The 16,096-nt window shown below is 41.6% G+C and carries 14 protein-coding genes; 12 read left to right on the top strand and 2 right to left on the bottom strand.

Translation table 11 applies throughout. From position 1 onward, the window contains the following. Window positions 1-157: 157 nt before the first annotated feature. The 3 genes from NJD71_RS00260 to NJD71_RS00270 all read left to right on the top strand — a co-directional run bounded on the left by NJD71_RS00260 (window position 158) and on the right by NJD71_RS00270 (window position 3,100). Complete coding sequence (locus tag NJD71_RS00260) at window positions 158-1,189, top strand: NUDIX hydrolase (RefSeq protein WP_319049931.1); 1,032 nt, start codon at window positions 158-160, stop codon at window positions 1,187-1,189. 176 nt (window positions 1,190-1,365) lie between these two features. After that, entirely contained in the window at window positions 1,366-2,226 is an 861-nt protein-coding gene (gene nadC / locus NJD71_RS00265; protein ID WP_319049932.1) for a carboxylating nicotinate-nucleotide diphosphorylase, read from the top strand. A gap of 232 nt (window positions 2,227-2,458) precedes the next feature. Further along, window positions 2,459-3,100 carry a MarC family protein gene (locus NJD71_RS00270; RefSeq protein ID WP_319049933.1) on the top strand — a complete coding sequence of 214 codons (642 nt, stop codon included), beginning with the start codon at window positions 2,459-2,461 and terminating at the stop codon, window positions 3,098-3,100. Between the two features lie 175 nt (window positions 3,101-3,275). Here the strand turns inward: NJD71_RS00270 and NJD71_RS00275 are convergent, their stop codons facing one another. Beyond that, window positions 3,276-3,878, bottom strand: coding sequence for a LysE/ArgO family amino acid transporter (locus NJD71_RS00275; RefSeq protein ID WP_319049934.1), 603 nt, complete (start codon window positions 3,876-3,878; stop codon window positions 3,276-3,278). A gap of 182 nt (window positions 3,879-4,060) precedes the next feature. On the opposite strand from NJD71_RS00275, the gene NJD71_RS00280 reads away from it, so the two are divergent. The 3 genes from NJD71_RS00280 to NJD71_RS00290 all read left to right on the top strand — a co-directional run bounded on the left by NJD71_RS00280 (window position 4,061) and on the right by NJD71_RS00290 (window position 6,347). Continuing rightward, window positions 4,061-4,825: a hypothetical protein gene (locus tag NJD71_RS00280; RefSeq protein ID WP_319050416.1), complete on the top strand. Its 765-nt coding sequence runs from the start codon at window positions 4,061-4,063 to the stop codon at window positions 4,823-4,825. A gap of 212 nt (window positions 4,826-5,037) precedes the next feature. Next, window positions 5,038-5,727, top strand: coding sequence for a hypothetical protein (locus NJD71_RS00285; protein WP_319049935.1), 690 nt, complete (start codon window positions 5,038-5,040; stop codon window positions 5,725-5,727). A gap of 53 nt (window positions 5,728-5,780) precedes the next feature. After that, window positions 5,781-6,347: a hypothetical protein gene (locus NJD71_RS00290; RefSeq protein WP_319049936.1), complete on the top strand. Its 567-nt coding sequence runs from the start codon at window positions 5,781-5,783 to the stop codon at window positions 6,345-6,347. A gap of 171 nt (window positions 6,348-6,518) precedes the next feature. Here the strand turns inward: NJD71_RS00290 and rluB are convergent, their stop codons facing one another. Then, window positions 6,519-7,466 (bottom strand): 23S rRNA pseudouridine(2605) synthase RluB, encoded by a 948-nt coding sequence (gene rluB / locus NJD71_RS00295; RefSeq protein WP_319049937.1) that lies wholly within the window; start codon window positions 7,464-7,466, stop codon window positions 6,519-6,521. 576 nt (window positions 7,467-8,042) lie between these two features. Between rluB and NJD71_RS00300 the strand changes: the two genes are divergently transcribed. From NJD71_RS00300 to NJD71_RS00325, 6 genes are all read left to right on the top strand, one after another. Next, on the top strand, window positions 8,043-9,128 hold the full coding sequence (locus NJD71_RS00300; protein WP_319049938.1) for a polysaccharide biosynthesis/export family protein: 1,086 nt from the start codon (window positions 8,043-8,045) through the stop codon (window positions 9,126-9,128). Window positions 9,129-9,140: 12 nt separating this feature from the next. After that, the gene (locus tag NJD71_RS00305) at window positions 9,141-9,572 is read left to right on the top strand and encodes a low molecular weight protein-tyrosine-phosphatase (protein ID WP_319049939.1); all 432 of its coding nucleotides are present in this window, start codon (window positions 9,141-9,143) and stop codon (window positions 9,570-9,572) included. A gap of 58 nt (window positions 9,573-9,630) precedes the next feature. After that, on the top strand, window positions 9,631-11,835 hold the full coding sequence (locus NJD71_RS00310) for a polysaccharide biosynthesis tyrosine autokinase (protein ID WP_319049940.1): 2,205 nt from the start codon (window positions 9,631-9,633) through the stop codon (window positions 11,833-11,835). 104 nt (window positions 11,836-11,939) lie between these two features. Next, entirely contained in the window at window positions 11,940-13,217 is a 1,278-nt protein-coding gene (gene tviB, locus NJD71_RS00315) for a Vi polysaccharide biosynthesis UDP-N-acetylglucosamine C-6 dehydrogenase TviB (protein WP_319049941.1), read from the top strand. A gap of 26 nt (window positions 13,218-13,243) precedes the next feature. Beyond that, a complete protein-coding gene (locus NJD71_RS00320; protein ID WP_319049942.1) occupies window positions 13,244-14,281 on the top strand; it encodes an NAD-dependent epimerase/dehydratase family protein in 1,038 nt (345 codons plus the stop codon). An 11-nt stretch (window positions 14,282-14,292) separates the two neighbouring features. Further along, the gene (locus NJD71_RS00325) at window positions 14,293-16,095 is read left to right on the top strand and encodes an ABC transporter ATP-binding protein (RefSeq protein ID WP_319049943.1); all 1,803 of its coding nucleotides are present in this window, start codon (window positions 14,293-14,295) and stop codon (window positions 16,093-16,095) included. Window position 16,096 lies beyond the last annotated feature (1 nt).

The following is a 16,096-nucleotide window of genomic DNA, read 5'->3' on the forward strand; positions in this document are numbered from 1 at the left end:
CTAAGCGAAGCTGATGCATTATGTTTACAACGGCGGTCTACGATAGTGTCAGTTTCACGCTATAATATTCTGGATCCACGTTATACTGAGGCGTAAGAGATTCTTATTATTGGTAGTCTGTTCGCCGCAGTTCAAAAAGAAGGTAGTCCTAAACATTATGACGTTGTCTTATTCACATGCGCATCAGCAGGGTAGCGGCACGACAGAAGTTGTCGCCGTTTTGGTTGCTATTACTGATCATATCGCTCGAGTCCTGACCGTTGATCAAGGCAAGCTATTGCCAAATGGCCCCCTCATGCCGCTACACCGATCATTACAGGCAGGCGTACGTCAGTGGGTGGAAGAGCAGACACAGCAGCCGCTTGGATATTTAGAGCAGCTATATACCTTTGTCGATACCAATAGACGTAATATCGACGGTCATGCGCTCGTCTATGTCAGCTATTTAGGTCTGGTACAAGAGACACAGACGCAAGAGCTGCAAAGCCAAGCGTTATGGCGAGACTGGTATGATTATTTCCCGTGGGAGAATCACCTAGATGGTATGCCAAGCATCATCATGGATTTTATCGTGCCTGTGCTTTTGGAATGGGCAAATGCCGCTGAAGACTCAAGTGTTCGAGAGCGTAGACATCAGCGTATTGGACTATGTTGGGGGCTAAGCGAGTCGTTTTTGGCAGGTGGTGAGTTGACGAATATCAAAGCAGTAAATGATGACGCTCATGAGCAGCGAGAGTGGATTGCAGAGCATGTGCTGCTACGTTATGAGATGCTCTACGAGGTAGGTCTAATACCCGAAGCGCCTAATTACCCACCCAATTATCAAGCAGTTGTGCTGCCAGAGGATTGGTCAAAGCGTATCGGTGTGCCCATGTACTATGATCATCGCCGTGTCATCGCCACTGCAATCTCAAGACTGCGTGCTAAGATTGAATACCGACCACTTATTTTTGGTTTAATGCCAGATGTATTTACCTTATCGCAATTACAGCAGAGCGTTGAGGCTTTATCAGGTATGCGTTTGCATAAGCAAAATTTCCGTCGTCTGCTAGATTCACAGAACTTAGTGATGGAGACTGGGGAGAGCAGTAGCGCTCAGCGTGGTCGCCCTGCCAAACTATATTGCTTCCGCCACGATATCGAACTACAGAGTTTATTGATGGATAGTAAACTTCCCAAGCGTAAATAGCTTAGAGCATATGCTCAGTTTAAAAGGTGTTCAATTTCACTCTGAAAATTTTTGATGAACCAATAAGTTTGTCACATATCCTTGCCAGTTGGTCAGCTTTGCGTTATATTTATGCTCATTTTGAGTTTAAATGCTTAGCAGTTTCCATTACTATCATGGCTATATGAGGGTCAAAAATGACAATTGAAAAAGAACCAGCATTAGATGAAGTATTGCTCACACCATTAGTCAAAGATGCTTTGAATGAGGATCTGGGGAGACGCGGTGATGTCACGTCACAAGCGACTATTCCAGCTGATATGCAAGCGAAGCTACAGATCAAAGCACGGCAGGCAGGGGTGATATGTGGTATGGATTTGGCTCGCTTGTCATTTGCAGCAGTCGATAAGCAGATTGAGTTTGTGGCACACGTCCATGATGGCGAAACCGTCGCCGCTGGTACAGTACTAGCAACGGTACGCGGTAATGCGCGTCATTTGCTCACCGCTGAGCGTACGGCATTGAACTTTATGACGCATCTTAGTGGTATTGCGACAGCGACCCGTCAGATTGTCGATAGCGTGGCACAATATCCGGCGCAGATTACTTGTACACGCAAGACCATTCCAGGTCTACGTATCGTCCAAAAATACGCGGTACGCTGCGGCGGTGGTCGCAATCATCGCCTAGGGTTGGATGATGCTATTTTAATCAAGGACAATCATATCGCTATTGCAGGCGATATCAAAACTGCCATTCAGCAGGCACAAGACTTTGCTGGGCATCTGATTCCCATTGAAGTTGAAGTAGACACATTAGAGCAATTAGAGCAGGCATTAGATGCCGGTGTGAGCTTGGTGCTACTAGACAATATGTCGCCTGAAACGCTATCGCAAGCAGTGGATATGTGTAAAGGACGTGCAAAGACTGAAGCGTCAGGTGGTATTACGCCTGAGACTGTAGAGGCAGCCGCAAGTACAGGCGTAGACTTTATTGCTATGGGTTATCTGACACACAGTACTACGGCTTTGGATATTGGCTTGGATTTTAGCGCATAATACAAACGCTTAGCGAATTGTAGGAGATAGATTGTCTACTAGTGATATCGCTCTGTAGATACAAACTGTTTAATAACATAAAGCAAGCGTGTAATCGAGCAAAGTTAATGATTTAATTCGCTTATCTGCCTATGTTACAATGCCGTTTGTATCTGCCTATTGGTCATCGTTGCACTCGCACGATGGCCTTATCTTTTTGCACAAGTGGTATTAATAGACAAGCGAGCGCTCAGTGAATACTGAAATTATCAAGATAATCCTAGCTTTTATGGTGTTGATCAATCCATTTAGCGCATTGACGTTATTTTTGGATTTGACTCGTGGCTATTCGATGAACAACCGCCGCAAAGTTGCGCGCGTTGCTTGTTTGACCATTTTTATCACTATCAGCTTTTTTACGCTTGCAGGTGAGACCTTACTAAAAACCCTTGGTATTTCTATCGGCTCGTTCCAATTGGCGGGCGGTATATTGGTGTTTTTAATTGCCTTAAATATGATGAACGGAGAGGGTAACCCCGTAAAACCTGATCAAGAAAACTTCGATGTGGATCATGTGAAAGATGCGCCTGTTTCTATGGCAGCTGCCGTGGTACCTCTCGCCATTCCAATGATGATCGGGCCTGGTGGTATCTCTACGGTTATTATTTACTCTTCACAAGTCTCAGGCGTGTTGCAGGTGTCTGCCATATTGATCGCGGGTCTGTTTATCAGTTTGTTTTGCTATTTGGCACTGATGGCAGCAGGTCGTATCAGCCGCTTGTTGGGTGACACCGGTCTAAATATTATGAGCCGAATCATGGGCATGCTACTGGCGGCTGTTTCTATCGAAATTATCGTTAATGGCCTGCGTACCCTGTTTCCTGCTTTGATGTAGGCTGTCTACTTTGTCCCTGATAGCAATTATAATTCTAGCAACTACAACTCTAGCAACCATAATTCTAGTATCAATCTTCACCGCATAAAGTCCCAATAGTTAAATTAAGAGGCCGTGCCAGATACAAATAACGACCTCTTAATCTAACACTCTATATCTAATGGCTAGCCTGTCTTTAGCTCTGGTATAAATGCCAAGCCAAATACAGCATCAGCAATCCTACCAACGCATCGAGTATATTCCACGCTTTTGGCTTCGCAAATAGAGGTCTCAGCAAACGTGCGCCATAACCAAGTGCAAAGAAGAAAAAGAACGACGCACTAACCGCCCCTGCGGCAAAAGTCATCTTGCTACTTGCACCTGTTGAAACCATCCCAACGAGCACCAATGTATCTAAGTAGACATGGGGATTTAGCCAAGTGAAACCAAAGCATAAAAGCAGTGCTTTTTTTAAGCTGGTCACCACTTGACCATCGACTGTCATTGCATGCGATCGTTTAACACTGGCATATAAGCTCTGTAAGCCGTAAACCAGCAAAAATAGCGCGCCTGCCAGTCTGGCTATATCGACAGCATGTGGATAGCGAGCCGTTACCGCACCAAACCCAGCGACGCCTGCTGAGATCAGTAGCGCATCACTAATGGCGCAGAACAGGCAGATAAAAAAGATATGTTCACGTTTAATGCCTTGCTTGAGCACAAACGCATTTTGAGAGCCAATTGCCAAGATAAGCGACAACCCAAGCAGAAAACCAGAAATATAATCGGGAGCATTCATAATAATAAGGTGCTTAGCGTTTAGAGCATCGGTGCAGAGAGTAAGAATGTTGACACTTTGCGTACTGGCAGGTCAGCAAAAACCTGTTAAGATACGCTATTGAATGAAGGTATGCAATACAGGCACAATAGGCATGTATTAGATGAGGGGCAGAGCGCGTCATGGTAGTTAGTTTGACAAGAATGCTAAAGTCATTTGGGCAAGCTCAAGATGATCTACCGACGCTCGCTGCCAAAAACGTGCAGCAGTTAGTGGACAGTCATCATGTAGAGGATGTCAATCATACTAGCGATGAGCATAATAATAGCAGCACTCCATTAAACCCCGCACGTACTGCAAGCCATGAACGTACCGCGCTGACACCGCCTGAGCGGATAGATCGTATATGTCATGCTTTGGCGCAAGTCAGCGATATTCATTCAGCAACGCCTTTGACTGATCAGTATTTAGCCAATCATGCTCAAATGCGCCCAACCAATAGACCGCCTTTTGACCCAGATACTTTGTGGTATCTCAAACATGGACGTTGTCCGATTATGACTGAGCTTATTGACGTGGTCGATGAGGCCACCCTAAATGCTATGCCTATAGAAGCCGTTGCGATACTCGACCGTATCAATGGTAAGCTAAAGCGCTATCGCGAGTGGAGTAGCGAGCTAAATGAACAACAACAGCAGCAACATAATGAGCGTCAGTTCGTCATCGACAAGCTCGTATCTGAAAGTATCCCTGAAGCGCTATACCATTATGAGCAGCTACAGCGATTTAGCCCGCATCGCACCAAAAACAACATGGCACAAGGTAAAATGACTGCTGGTGATATGTTGACCGATTTGTTTTTAGAGATTGATTATGAGCTTGATGAGTTGTTAGATGAGCTGCATCAAACGGTGTTGAATCGTCTTGCCTCGACACATCGTTACGTCAAGAGCCGTACGCAAAGCTAATGGTTTTCTCGTTTACTGTGAGCAAGTCATAACTGATAAACACAATCGACTCAGTACATAACAATATAGGGCTTTAATAGAGCCTTATTTTTTTGTTTAATAAAAGCAGTGCCCTATATATGACTGGCTATATTGAAGCTACTTAGCTGAGCATATGGGCTAACATAATAAGAATTTACCACACCATTCTGCCGAACTATAAGGATAATCTGATGACCCAAGTGACTGCCATGCTAGTAATGTTTGTACTGTACGGGGTGCTACCAGCTGCTGGGTTATATCTGGGATATCGCGGTATCAAAAAAGTCACAGCGCCCAAAATGCTTGAATATACGGCGATGCCACAATTGGGATATATCCCAGAAAAAAGCTTGCCAGTTGATGTCAAAGCAGCCCTTGATCAAATCAATCAAAAAGGCAAGAAGTTGCGTTTGATTTATGGCGATACCAATAATGATGGAAAAATAGACGATAAAGATACCGTCAATGAAACCTATATCATGATTCAGAATCTGATGGACAGACATATCCCACAAGCAGTGGCAGACTATCGCCGCTTGCATGATTTAGATGGGGCAGACGGCGCGCGCGCTGATACTACCAAAATTAAACACTCAGACGTTACTGGCAAACAAGCTTTGCTAGACGTGCTCAAAACCATCAATGTTCAGTTTGATGATCTACTAAATGCGTCATACCATCAAGATGGACAAAAGCTACTTGCGACCAATCGTTATTTGCAGACGCGCTTTGAAAACCCAAATGCGAATTCAACGACGCAGTCATTGAGTGAGCTGAATGACAATACAGATATAGAGACGATTCAATCTCCTATGTCAAAGAGTGTTGCATCAAAGAATACCGTTGAGACAAGCGAAACGGTAGACAATATCAAGCTGTAAGTGATAATGATGAGTAGGGGTATACAGAATTGAGTAACAAGTAGCGAGTGTATATGAGTATATTAATAGGGACTGGCATCGTAGTGACTGTCGCTACTTTCTATCTGGGCAAAAAAGGCTGGCACGCGCTGCATAAGGCGGTTGGTATCACACCAGGTGTGCTCACGTATCAAGAGAGTAATGCAGCGTTATCATTAGCTACGATAAGTTGGCAACAGCTAAAACTAAATAAAAAGCATCTACAAGACCTACCTGAACAGCAGCTAAGGCAACTACGAAACATAGATAACAAAGTCACTCACTATCAAAGATATCAGAAGTCACAATCAGTGCAGACAGCTCAAAACAAAGTACCAGAAGTGACTGAGCAGCAGTTTGTGTTGAATAAACTACTGCAAACTCGGTTACCTGAAATGCTGGCTAGTCATCACCATTTAATGAATACTTATGCAAGTACTGACCACGCAAGTGACGAGAAAAAGATTGAAGCCAATAGATTGCTACAAAAAATGTTAGATAATATCGAGCAGCGTCTAGATATATTAATGGCGCAAATAGAGGCACAACATTTACAGGATTTAAAAGCTATGAATAGCTACATGGACAGCCATGATGATTAAATCATTGTTCATATGTTTTATATACTGGGTATGAAAGTCATGTATAAAGAATCTATCAGACAGACAAAATCTCAGACATACAAATATAGAAAAAGCTGCCAATGACTATGTATCATTGGCAGCTTTTTTATAACACGTCTAATGCTGTAAGTGTTTTACAGAAAACTTAGACTAGCGCTTATTATTGCGGTCACGAGTGTTACGTGTACCGCGGCTTGCAGGGCTAGCGCTACTTTTAGGCTTTGCACTGCTATTACGGTTGTCGCTACCGCTGCGGTTATCACTACGACTGTCCGTAGTACGGCGTGCTTTGAGCGGCTTGTTTCTGATACGTTCTTGCTTTTCTTTGGCTGCGCCATGCAGACCCGTACCATAACGTGGACGTAAGCTTACTAAGTCCGTCAACGTATTGATTTCTTTTTTGTCGAGCTCTAAGAAACGACCAGTACGTAGCTCTTTTGGTAGGGCAATCGTACCATAGCGCGTACGTAGTAGGCGACTGACTTTTAGACCTTGAGATTCAAACAGACGACGTACTTCACGATTACGGCCTTCTTTTAACTGAACGTGATACCACTTATTGACACCTTCACCGCCACCGTCTTTGATATCATCAAACTGTGCCATACCGTCTTCTAACATGACACCAGAGGTCAATGTGCGAGCGATATCAGGAGTCACTTCACCCAATACACGTACCGCGTATTCACGAGTCACTTCACTAGAAGGATGCATCAAGCGATGCGCCATTTCACCGTCATTGGTAAACAATAGTAGACCAGTCGAGTTGATATCCAAGCGTCCAACCATTACCCAGCGATCATGAGTCAGTTTTGGTAGACGCTCAAATACAGTTGGACGACCTTCTGGGTCTTTTGCAGAGCAAACTTCGCCTTCAGGCTTATAGTATGCCAATACACGACGACGCTTCTCGTTTTCAGCAGTATATTTAATCTGACGACCATCAACGCGAATCTCATCACCCTGTGAGACGCGATCACCAATGGTTGCCGGTCCGTTATTGACAGAGACGCGACCAGCTTTGATCACTTCTTCCATTTGACGGCGTGAACCCAGCCCCATACGGGCTAGTGCTTTCTGTAATTTTTCATCTTTCATCTTGATGTCCTTGAGTCGGTGGGTTTACATTTCTCAATGTATGACTGTTTATAGCTTCTAGACATTGGCTAAGTATAGACAATGTTTACTACTACTAATTAATAGGTAGATAGTATATTTGCTTTTAGCGACACATATTATACTAATAAATTGAAATAATTATCAGACTTTTTAGTCTTTTATTTTATCCGCTCAATAGCCATTCTTCTTTACAACATCCGCATATGACATGGTAAGTATGAACTTACTTTCTAAATGTGTTTTGAACTTGGTTAGGTAACAGTTGTAGGCTAAGTTGACAGATCTTTTATTGTGCCCTTACAGATACTGCTTGAGATTAATGTATGTAAAACAATGAATTAACTGTAGAGTAAAAGTAAGTATGAGTACAGGAAGTATTGAAATAGCTTTTTGTATCAATCAATAAGAACATTGCTTACTGTTAGCTAACTTATGTTATGATGCCGATTATTTTTGTTAAAGATGTAAAGAAATAACATCAAGGCAAAAGCAGCAATATAGAATTGTTTTCTTAATCGTTTTACGTGATTGCAGTAACAGAAGAGGCTCCTTGATATGAAACAGACAACTAAGTTGTTGAGTACAGCGTGTTTGTTAGCTAGCAGTATGCTTTATGGGTGTGCTACTACAACCATCAATTCTGGGCTTCAAGCTGGAGAGTTACCACCCAGTGGTTCTTTTACTGCAGACAACGGTATTGACTTTAATGTACTGCCACTGACACTCGCCACATTACCGCCTAAGCAAATCGCTCGCTCACAAATGAGTAGTAACCTGTCTAACCTAGTACGATCGTCTAATAGGATGAATTACCGTATTGCGCCATCTGATGTATTGAGTATTGTTTTGGTGGACTATCCTGATATTAATGCTGCAGGAGCATCTGGTTATCCTGTTGATCAGCAAGGGTTCATACAGTTTCCATTGATAGGTCGTATACAGGCGAGTGGGCTCAGTGTGCCACAATTCACTGCAAACTTGAGTTCACGATTACAGCGCTATCTAAAATATGCAGATCCGCAAGTGAAAGTTGCTGAATATCGGGGCAATAAGTTTTTTATCGATGGTGAAGTTAACAAGCCTGGTCAATTCAATATTGCCGACGAACCTGTATCATTATACAGTGCAATATCTATGGCTGGTGGTACGACGAGAGAAGGTAACTCAAACAGTATTGTGTTGAGAAGAAATGGTATTGATTATCGTATGGGATTACAGTCTCTGCAGCAGGCGGGATTGTCAGCCAATCAAATTTATGTCCAAGATGGTGATTCTATTCGTGTCAGTAGCGAAGATATCAATAAAGTATATGTCTTGGGAGAGTTTGGCAAAGTTGCGCCTGTACCTATTCTTGACCAAGGATTGAGCTTAGCGCAGGTGATTGGGGAGTCAGCTGGACTGAACTCTAATACGGCTAATGCCGCTAAGATCTACGTAGTACGCGATCAGCCTGAATATCAGCGTACAAACATATACTACGTAGATATGCAAGCTCTGACTAGCTTCCCACTGACTAGCCGGTTTGAGATGTTGCCTAATGATATCGTTTATGTCGACCCAACAGGTCTGACACGCTGGAACCGTGTACTTAGTTCCCTGTTACCATCAACTTCAGCAGTCAGAAGTTTTTCAACTCTATAGGAAGCAATTATTATGGCGTTTGATAATATTTTGGTCGTCTGTGTCGGTAATATTTGCCGTAGTCCGATTGCTGAAGCTTTACTAAAAGAACAGTATCCGCAAAAAAATGTTAACTCTGCTGGACTCTCTGCAGTAGTTGGTAACCCAGTGGATCCAAAATCACAAGCAGTAATGGATCCATACGATATCGATATGTCAAATCATATAGCAAAGCAGATAAATGAAAAGCTGGTTATGAATGCAGATCTTATATTTACTATGTCAGATGGTCAAACCAAATGGATAGAGGAGCGATGGCCATTTTGCCGGGGCAAAACATTTAAGCTTGGTCACTGGCAAAATAAAGATATTGCTGATCCATATAAACATGAAATGAGCGCTTTTGAGACGGCATATCAAGATATTGTTGACGGCCTCAATCAGTGGGCCGACAAAATTAGTTGAACAAAAAAACTAATTAATTGGTATCAGATAATTAACCTAATACGATGAATATATAGTTATGACCCTAGATTCAGATAATCTATCGAAACCTTCTGCAGAATCAAATAATGATATAGACATACTAGCCATTATATTTTCAATATTACGCGGCTGGAAGACAATATTGTTTCTTGCATTATTAGGTTTGCTAATAGGCGTACTTTATAGTCGTTATGAAACGACTATTTTTAAATCGGATGCTTTGATACAGATCGAATCCTCTTCTGGAGGCGTCTCGGCATTGGGGTCAAATATTTCTGATTTGGTAGCTTCAGAATCTAGTCTTGCGCAAACAGAAGCTGAGCTGATTAAGTCACGTATGGTGCTAAGGCCTGTGGTAGATATGCTCAATTTATCTATTCGCTTAAATGACCCGACAGTTGATGCAATAGATAAAATCAGAGCCAATCGCACTTATACTCAAGAAAATATGCCTGAGTATGTATTCCTCGCTACTGGTGATGGGAATGCTCAAGTCAGTCAGTTTAAGGTATCAGAAGACTATCTAGACAAGTCATTTACTTTAGTCGGTTCAAGTGAAGGCTTCACATTGACTAATGGACTTGACACGTTCAAAGGCCGCTTAAATACGCCAAATCGCTTTAACGGAACAGATGGTTTTATTGAAATTACGGTTGATAACTTACCAGCTAATGAACGTCCTATCAGTATTACCAAGCAGTCATTACAAAACACGACAGATGCAATAAAAGGTGCTTTGACCGTATCAGAACTCGGTGCCAAGACGGGTATTATTCAGTTATCTATGATCGGCCCTAACCAAGAGCAAATCAGTCGTATTTTACGTCAGATTATTTTATCTTATATTGATCAAAATAATTCTCGTGGTTCGGAAGAAACGACTAGAACAATTGCATTTATGGAAACTCAAATTCCAGAGTTAAAACAAACGCTTGAAGCGTCTGAAAAAGCATTTAATGATTTTCGTACTGAGAACGGTACTATCGATATCGGACAAGAATCAAGCATACTATTAGCAGAAAATGCCCGAATTGATAGTCAACTCAGTGAGCTTAGACTCAAAAAAGCTGACTTGACAACTTACTATACAGAAGAACACCCTCTAGTCATTCAAATTGATGATCAAATAGCAGAATTACAAAGCCGCATACAAGTTATCGATAACCGGATTGAAGGCTTACCCGAAGTACAGCGCGAGTTCTTACAATTGTCAGAAGATGTGAATATTAATAGAGAAATATATTTGAACTTGCTAAAAAACTACCAGCAGCTACAAATTGCTCAGGCAGGACAGGTCGGTTTTGCGCGTATTATTGATCTACCGATTAATACCTATCGCGCGATCGCACCCAAGAAGTCGCTCATCATATTGATTGCAACGCTCACTGGTTTATTACTGGGTATCATGCTTGTACTGCTCAAAAATCTACTGAGAAATCTTGTCAAGGACCCTGAACGCCTTGAATCAAAAACAGGCGTCCCTGTCATTGCAACAGTGCCGCGCTCTCCGCTACTGGCTAGAATTGGCAAAAATAGCAAATCTACCAACCGGCTATTGGCATACAGCGATAGCAATAGTTTGAGTTATGAGGCAATCAAGAGCTTAAGAACGAGTTTGATGTTCGGTATGCCGTCGGTCAGTAAAACAGGAAACCGTGCCAAAGTTATTTTAATAACTGGTGAAAGTCCTGGTGTTGGTAAGTCCTTTATTTCATCGAACTTATCTGAAGTGTTTGCTCAGTTGAACAAAAAAGTGTTGATTATTGATGCAGATATGCGCTTAGGTGAGCTGCACAAAGTATTCGCTATGACACAAGATAATGGCCTTGCAGATTACTTCCAAGACGAAGCCCACACCTTAGTGAGTATCATCCATCCGACCAGTATGGATAATGTTGACTTTATGCCACGAGGCAAAAAACCTAACAACCCAGCCTCGTTATTATCGAGCGATAAGTTTGAGGCCTTAATGAATGAGCTTAATGTTCATTACGACTACATATTTATTGACTCGCCACCTGTACTTGCAGCTTCAGATGCTACGATCTTATCGCAATACGCGGACAAGGTGCTAATGGTCACAAGGTATGATAAGTCAATAGAAGGACAGTTAGTATATGCGATTAAGCTGTTGAATAAATCCAATGTTCAAGTAGATGGTATTGTCCTTAATGATGTTAAGCAGGGACTTACGAGTAAATACAGCTATCACTACAGCTATGCTTATGGCAATGACAAGTAATCACTGATGAGCGAACTGCATAATAGATACTATTTTATTAACAAATGTATATCTTTAGATATGTAGCAATTATCTAAAATTTTAAAAACAGCTTGAGAGTAACTATGTTTAATATTAATAACTTGAAAATAGCAGTAATAGGTCTCGGCTATGTGGGGCTACCGTTAGCAGTAGAGTTCGGTAAACATCACTCAGTTATGGGCTTTGATATCAATGCTGAACGTATTGCAGCTCTCAATACAGGTATTGATCATACTTTAGAGGTTGGCGAAGAGGAGCTGGCAGAAGCTACACATTTAAGATATAGCTCAGATATCAATGAGTTAAAGGACTGTAACTTCTTTATTGTAACTGTACCTACTCCTATTGATGACTACAAGCAGCCTGACTTGACACCTTTGATTAAAGCATCAGAAGCTATCGGTAGCCTAATAAAACAAAATGATATTGTGGTTTATGAGTCAACGGTATACCCTGGCGCGACTGAAGAAGTGTGTATCCCTGTGCTAGAGCAGGTATCAGGCCTAACCTTTAATCAAGACTTTTATGCAGGTTATAGCCCTGAGCGTATTAATCCAGGGGACAAAGAACACCGTGTGACTAATATTCTGAAGGTGACGGCTGGTTCAACGCTTGAGATTGCGGACTTTGTCGACGAAGTCTATAACTTAATCATCACTGCTGGTACTCATAAAGCACCTACTATTAAGGTAGCAGAGGCAGCTAAAGTTATTGAAAATACACAGCGGGATGTCAATATTGCACTGATTAATGAGTTAGCGGTTATCTTTAACAAAATGAATATCGATACTGAAGCAGTGTTGGAAGCTGCTGGTACTAAGTGGAATTTCCTACCGTTTCGACCAGGCTTGGTTGGCGGTCATTGTATTGGGGTTGATCCATACTATTTAACGCATAAAGCCCAAGCCATTGGATATAACCCAGAGATTATATTAGCTGGCCGTCGTTTGAACGATAGTATGGGTGAGTATGTCGTCACTCAGTTAGTCAAAACGATGATCAAGAAGCGCATTCAGGTCGAAGGCGCTAGAGTGCTCATATTAGGACTGAGTTTTAAAGAAAACTGTCCTGATGTGCGTAACACCAAAGTGATCGATATCGTCCATGAGCTAGAAGAGTACAATATCGAAGTCGATGTCTATGATCCGTGGATAGACAGCAGCGAGGCTGAGCGCGAATATAATATTACCCCAGTTAAAATGCCCTCGTCCAATCATTACGATGGTATTATCCTTGCAGTCGCTCATAGTGAATTCGTTGATATGGGTGTTGAGCGTATTAAAAACTTTGGCAAAGACAGTCATGTTCTCTATGATTTAAAGTACGTCTTTGATAAAGACAAAACTGATATACGTCTATAAACACTCAAAGCAACACGGAAAATACTATGACAACGACTACGTATGAGACAGTTAAACAACAACTAGTAAGTGAACCTAAGACTTGGCTTATTACTGGGGTAGCTGGTTTTATAGGCTCAAACCTACTCGAAACTTTACTGCTACTAAATCAAAAGGTAGTGGGTCTAGATAATTTTGCGACAGGATTTCAGCATAACCTAGATGAAGTACAGTCAATAGTTAGCGCTGAGCAATGGGCAAACTTCAGTTTTATAGAAGGCGATATTCGTCGACTAGAAGACTGTCAAACGGCCTGCGCTGATGTCGATTATGTGTTGCATCAAGCTGCACTCGGCTCTGTACCGCGCTCTATTGCTAATCCAATCGCCACTAACGAGACTAACATTTCTGGATTTTTGAACATGCTAGTTGCGGCTCGTGATGCACAAGTAGCTAGCTTTACTTACGCTGCTAGTAGTTCAACGTATGGCGATCATCCTGCATTGCCTAAAGTTGAAGAAAATATAGGCAATCCATTGTCGCCTTATGCGGTGACAAAGTATGTTAATGAGCTATATGCAGATGTGTTTTCCCGTACATACGGCTTTAATACTATTGGTCTACGTTACTTCAACATCTTTGGCAAGCGTCAAACACCAGATGGTGCATACGCGGCAGTGATCCCTAAATGGACGTCAGCGATGATTACTGGTGACACGGTCTATATCAATGGTGATGGCGATACCAGCCGCGACTTTAACTTCATTGAAAATGCAGTACAGGCCAATATCTTGGCCGCAACTGCCAACGATAATGCCAAAAACGAAGTCTATAACGTCGCTGTTGGAGGTCGTACGACACTCAATACGCTATACGTGGCTCTAAAAGAAAACCTATCGGCAAACGGGGTGGACTACGCGCAAGAGGCTGTATATCGTGATTTTCGAGAAGGAGATGTACGCCATAGTCAGGCTGATATTAGTAAGATTAAAAACGCATTAGGTTATGCGCCAGAGTTCGATATCATTCAAGGAATTCAGAAAGCAATGCCTTGGTATGTAAATTTTCTCCAAAATAGTTTGTAGTTGAGTAAATTATGTTAAAAATAATCAAGCAGCTTTTTTCACTGCTGACTGATAAACAATTAAAGCAATTTTATACTTTGCAAGTCTTGGTTGTTATCATGGCTTTTGCAGAACTATTAGGCATTGCTTCTATTGCGCCATTTATGACATTAGTGGGCGACATCTCTATACTAGAGAAAAAAAATATGTTTGCTGAAATATATCAAATGTCTGGTATGACAAATCCTATGGATTTCGTATTTTATACTGGTTTAATTGTTTTAGTGGCCCTAACAACTTCTACAATAATTTCTATGTATACCACTTGGAGGCTTTCACTTTATGGTGCAGGGGTGGGTATCGAAATTGCCGATCATTTATACGCTTATTACATGAAAGAAGACTGGCAGTTTCATGCTAGCGGTAGTAGTGCACAGCTGACCAAGCAAGTGTCTGTAGAAGCTATGCGCTTAACCACTGGAATCATACAGCCATTAATGCGAATGAATGCCAAAGTCGTATTGGCAGTTTTAATCTCGATTAGCGTCATTGTTTATAACCCAGTTATTGCGATTGTAGGTTTGATGATATTTGCTTTGGCTTATTTTTTACTCTACAAAATCGTTAGAAAAAAGCTTGTGATCCAAGGTCGAGAAATATCACAGGTATCAACAGATCGCTTTAGACTTATGAATGAAGGCTTTGGAGGTATAAAGGATGTTTTGCTACTTAATAGAAGTGAATACTTTATAAACCGATTTGAGCGTAGCGGGAGAATTTATGCTCGTGCTCTAGGTGTAAATGCTGGTATCAGTCAAGTACCTCGTTATTTCATGGAACTAATAGCCTTTGGGTCTATGATAGGGTTAGTACTTTTACTAATAAAATGGCATGAAGGGAATTTAGGCGCGGTTTTACCAATACTTGCCGTATATGCATTGGCTGCGTTTAAGTTGTTGCCTGCACTACAGCAAATATATGCAAGTATTGCCCAGATAAAAGGTAATTTGGCTGCTTTTGAAGCAGTTAAAGTTGATTTAGAGCGTTCATATGAAGATAGCAACGAAATTACAGACGCACAAGTAGCTCAACAGCGACCTACTCTAAGCAAAGAAATAACATTGAGTAATATTGTTTTTAGCTATCCTAATAAGTCTAGTGTGGCAGTGAACGATGTCAGTATGACTATTCCCAAAAATAGCGTCATCGGCTTAGTTGGCTCTTCTGGTTCAGGCAAGTCTACATTAATTGATATACTTCTTGGTCTGTTGACACCGCAAAGCGGCAGTCTAAACATAGATGGAAAACCAATCACCGCGGAGAACAAACGTGTTTGGCAAGATATGCTAGGATTTGTACCACAAAGCATTTTCTTAAGTGGGGGCTCCATAGCTGAAAACATTGCCTTTGGTATACCTGTCAGGAATATCGATTCAAAGAAAGTTGATGAAGCTCTAAACATGGCCAACTTGAATGAAATGGTAGAACAACTTCCTGAAGGTGTCAATACTAAAGTGGGAGAGCGTGGTGTACAACTATCAGGAGGTCAACGTCAACGAATTGGTATTGCTCGTGCTCTTTATCATAAAGCTGATATTTTAGTATTTGATGAAGCAACGAGCGCACTTGATGGTATTACCGAAAAGATAGTTATGGACGCTATACATGATTTTAGTGGTCAAAAGACCATAATAATGATTGCCCACCGTCTAAAAACGGTACAGAAATGTGATATCATTTATTTGATGAAGCAAGGGTGTATAGTCGATTCAGGTAGTTACAATGAATTAATTCTTAAAAATTCTGACTTTAAAAAAATGGCGGAGCATGCTTAAT

Source organism: Psychrobacter sp. PP-21, from assembly GCF_033790785.1.
GTDB lineage: Bacteria > Pseudomonadota > Gammaproteobacteria > Pseudomonadales > Moraxellaceae > Psychrobacter.

Bases quoted from the DNA above. Each gene is read 5' to 3' on its own strand.
- NJD71_RS00325 (WP_319049943.1), top strand. From the start codon at position 14,293: ATGTTAAAAATAATCAAGCAGCTTTTTTCACTGCTGACTGATAAACAA.
- NJD71_RS00280 (WP_319050416.1), top strand. From the start codon at position 4,061: ATGCTAAAGTCATTTGGGCAAGCTCAAGATGATCTACCGACGCTCGCT.
- NJD71_RS00290 (WP_319049936.1), top strand. From the start codon at position 5,781: ATGAGTATATTAATAGGGACTGGCATCGTAGTGACTGTCGCTACTTTC.
- NJD71_RS00320 (WP_319049942.1), top strand. From the start codon at position 13,244: ATGACAACGACTACGTATGAGACAGTTAAACAACAACTAGTAAGTGAA.
- NJD71_RS00310 (WP_319049940.1), top strand. From the start codon at position 9,631: ATGACCCTAGATTCAGATAATCTATCGAAACCTTCTGCAGAATCAAAT.
- NJD71_RS00300 (WP_319049938.1), top strand. From the start codon at position 8,043: ATGAAACAGACAACTAAGTTGTTGAGTACAGCGTGTTTGTTAGCTAGC.
- NJD71_RS00285 (WP_319049935.1), top strand. From the start codon at position 5,038: ATGACCCAAGTGACTGCCATGCTAGTAATGTTTGTACTGTACGGGGTG.
- NJD71_RS00275 (WP_319049934.1), bottom strand. From the start codon at position 3,878: ATGAATGCTCCCGATTATATTTCTGGTTTTCTGCTTGGGTTGTCGCTT.
- nadC (WP_319049932.1), top strand. From the start codon at position 1,366: ATGACAATTGAAAAAGAACCAGCATTAGATGAAGTATTGCTCACACCA.
- NJD71_RS00260 (WP_319049931.1), top strand. From the start codon at position 158: ATGACGTTGTCTTATTCACATGCGCATCAGCAGGGTAGCGGCACGACA.
- rluB (WP_319049937.1), bottom strand. From the start codon at position 7,466: ATGAAAGATGAAAAATTACAGAAAGCACTAGCCCGTATGGGGCTGGGT.
- NJD71_RS00305 (WP_319049939.1), top strand. From the start codon at position 9,141: ATGGCGTTTGATAATATTTTGGTCGTCTGTGTCGGTAATATTTGCCGT.
- tviB (WP_319049941.1), top strand. From the start codon at position 11,940: ATGTTTAATATTAATAACTTGAAAATAGCAGTAATAGGTCTCGGCTAT.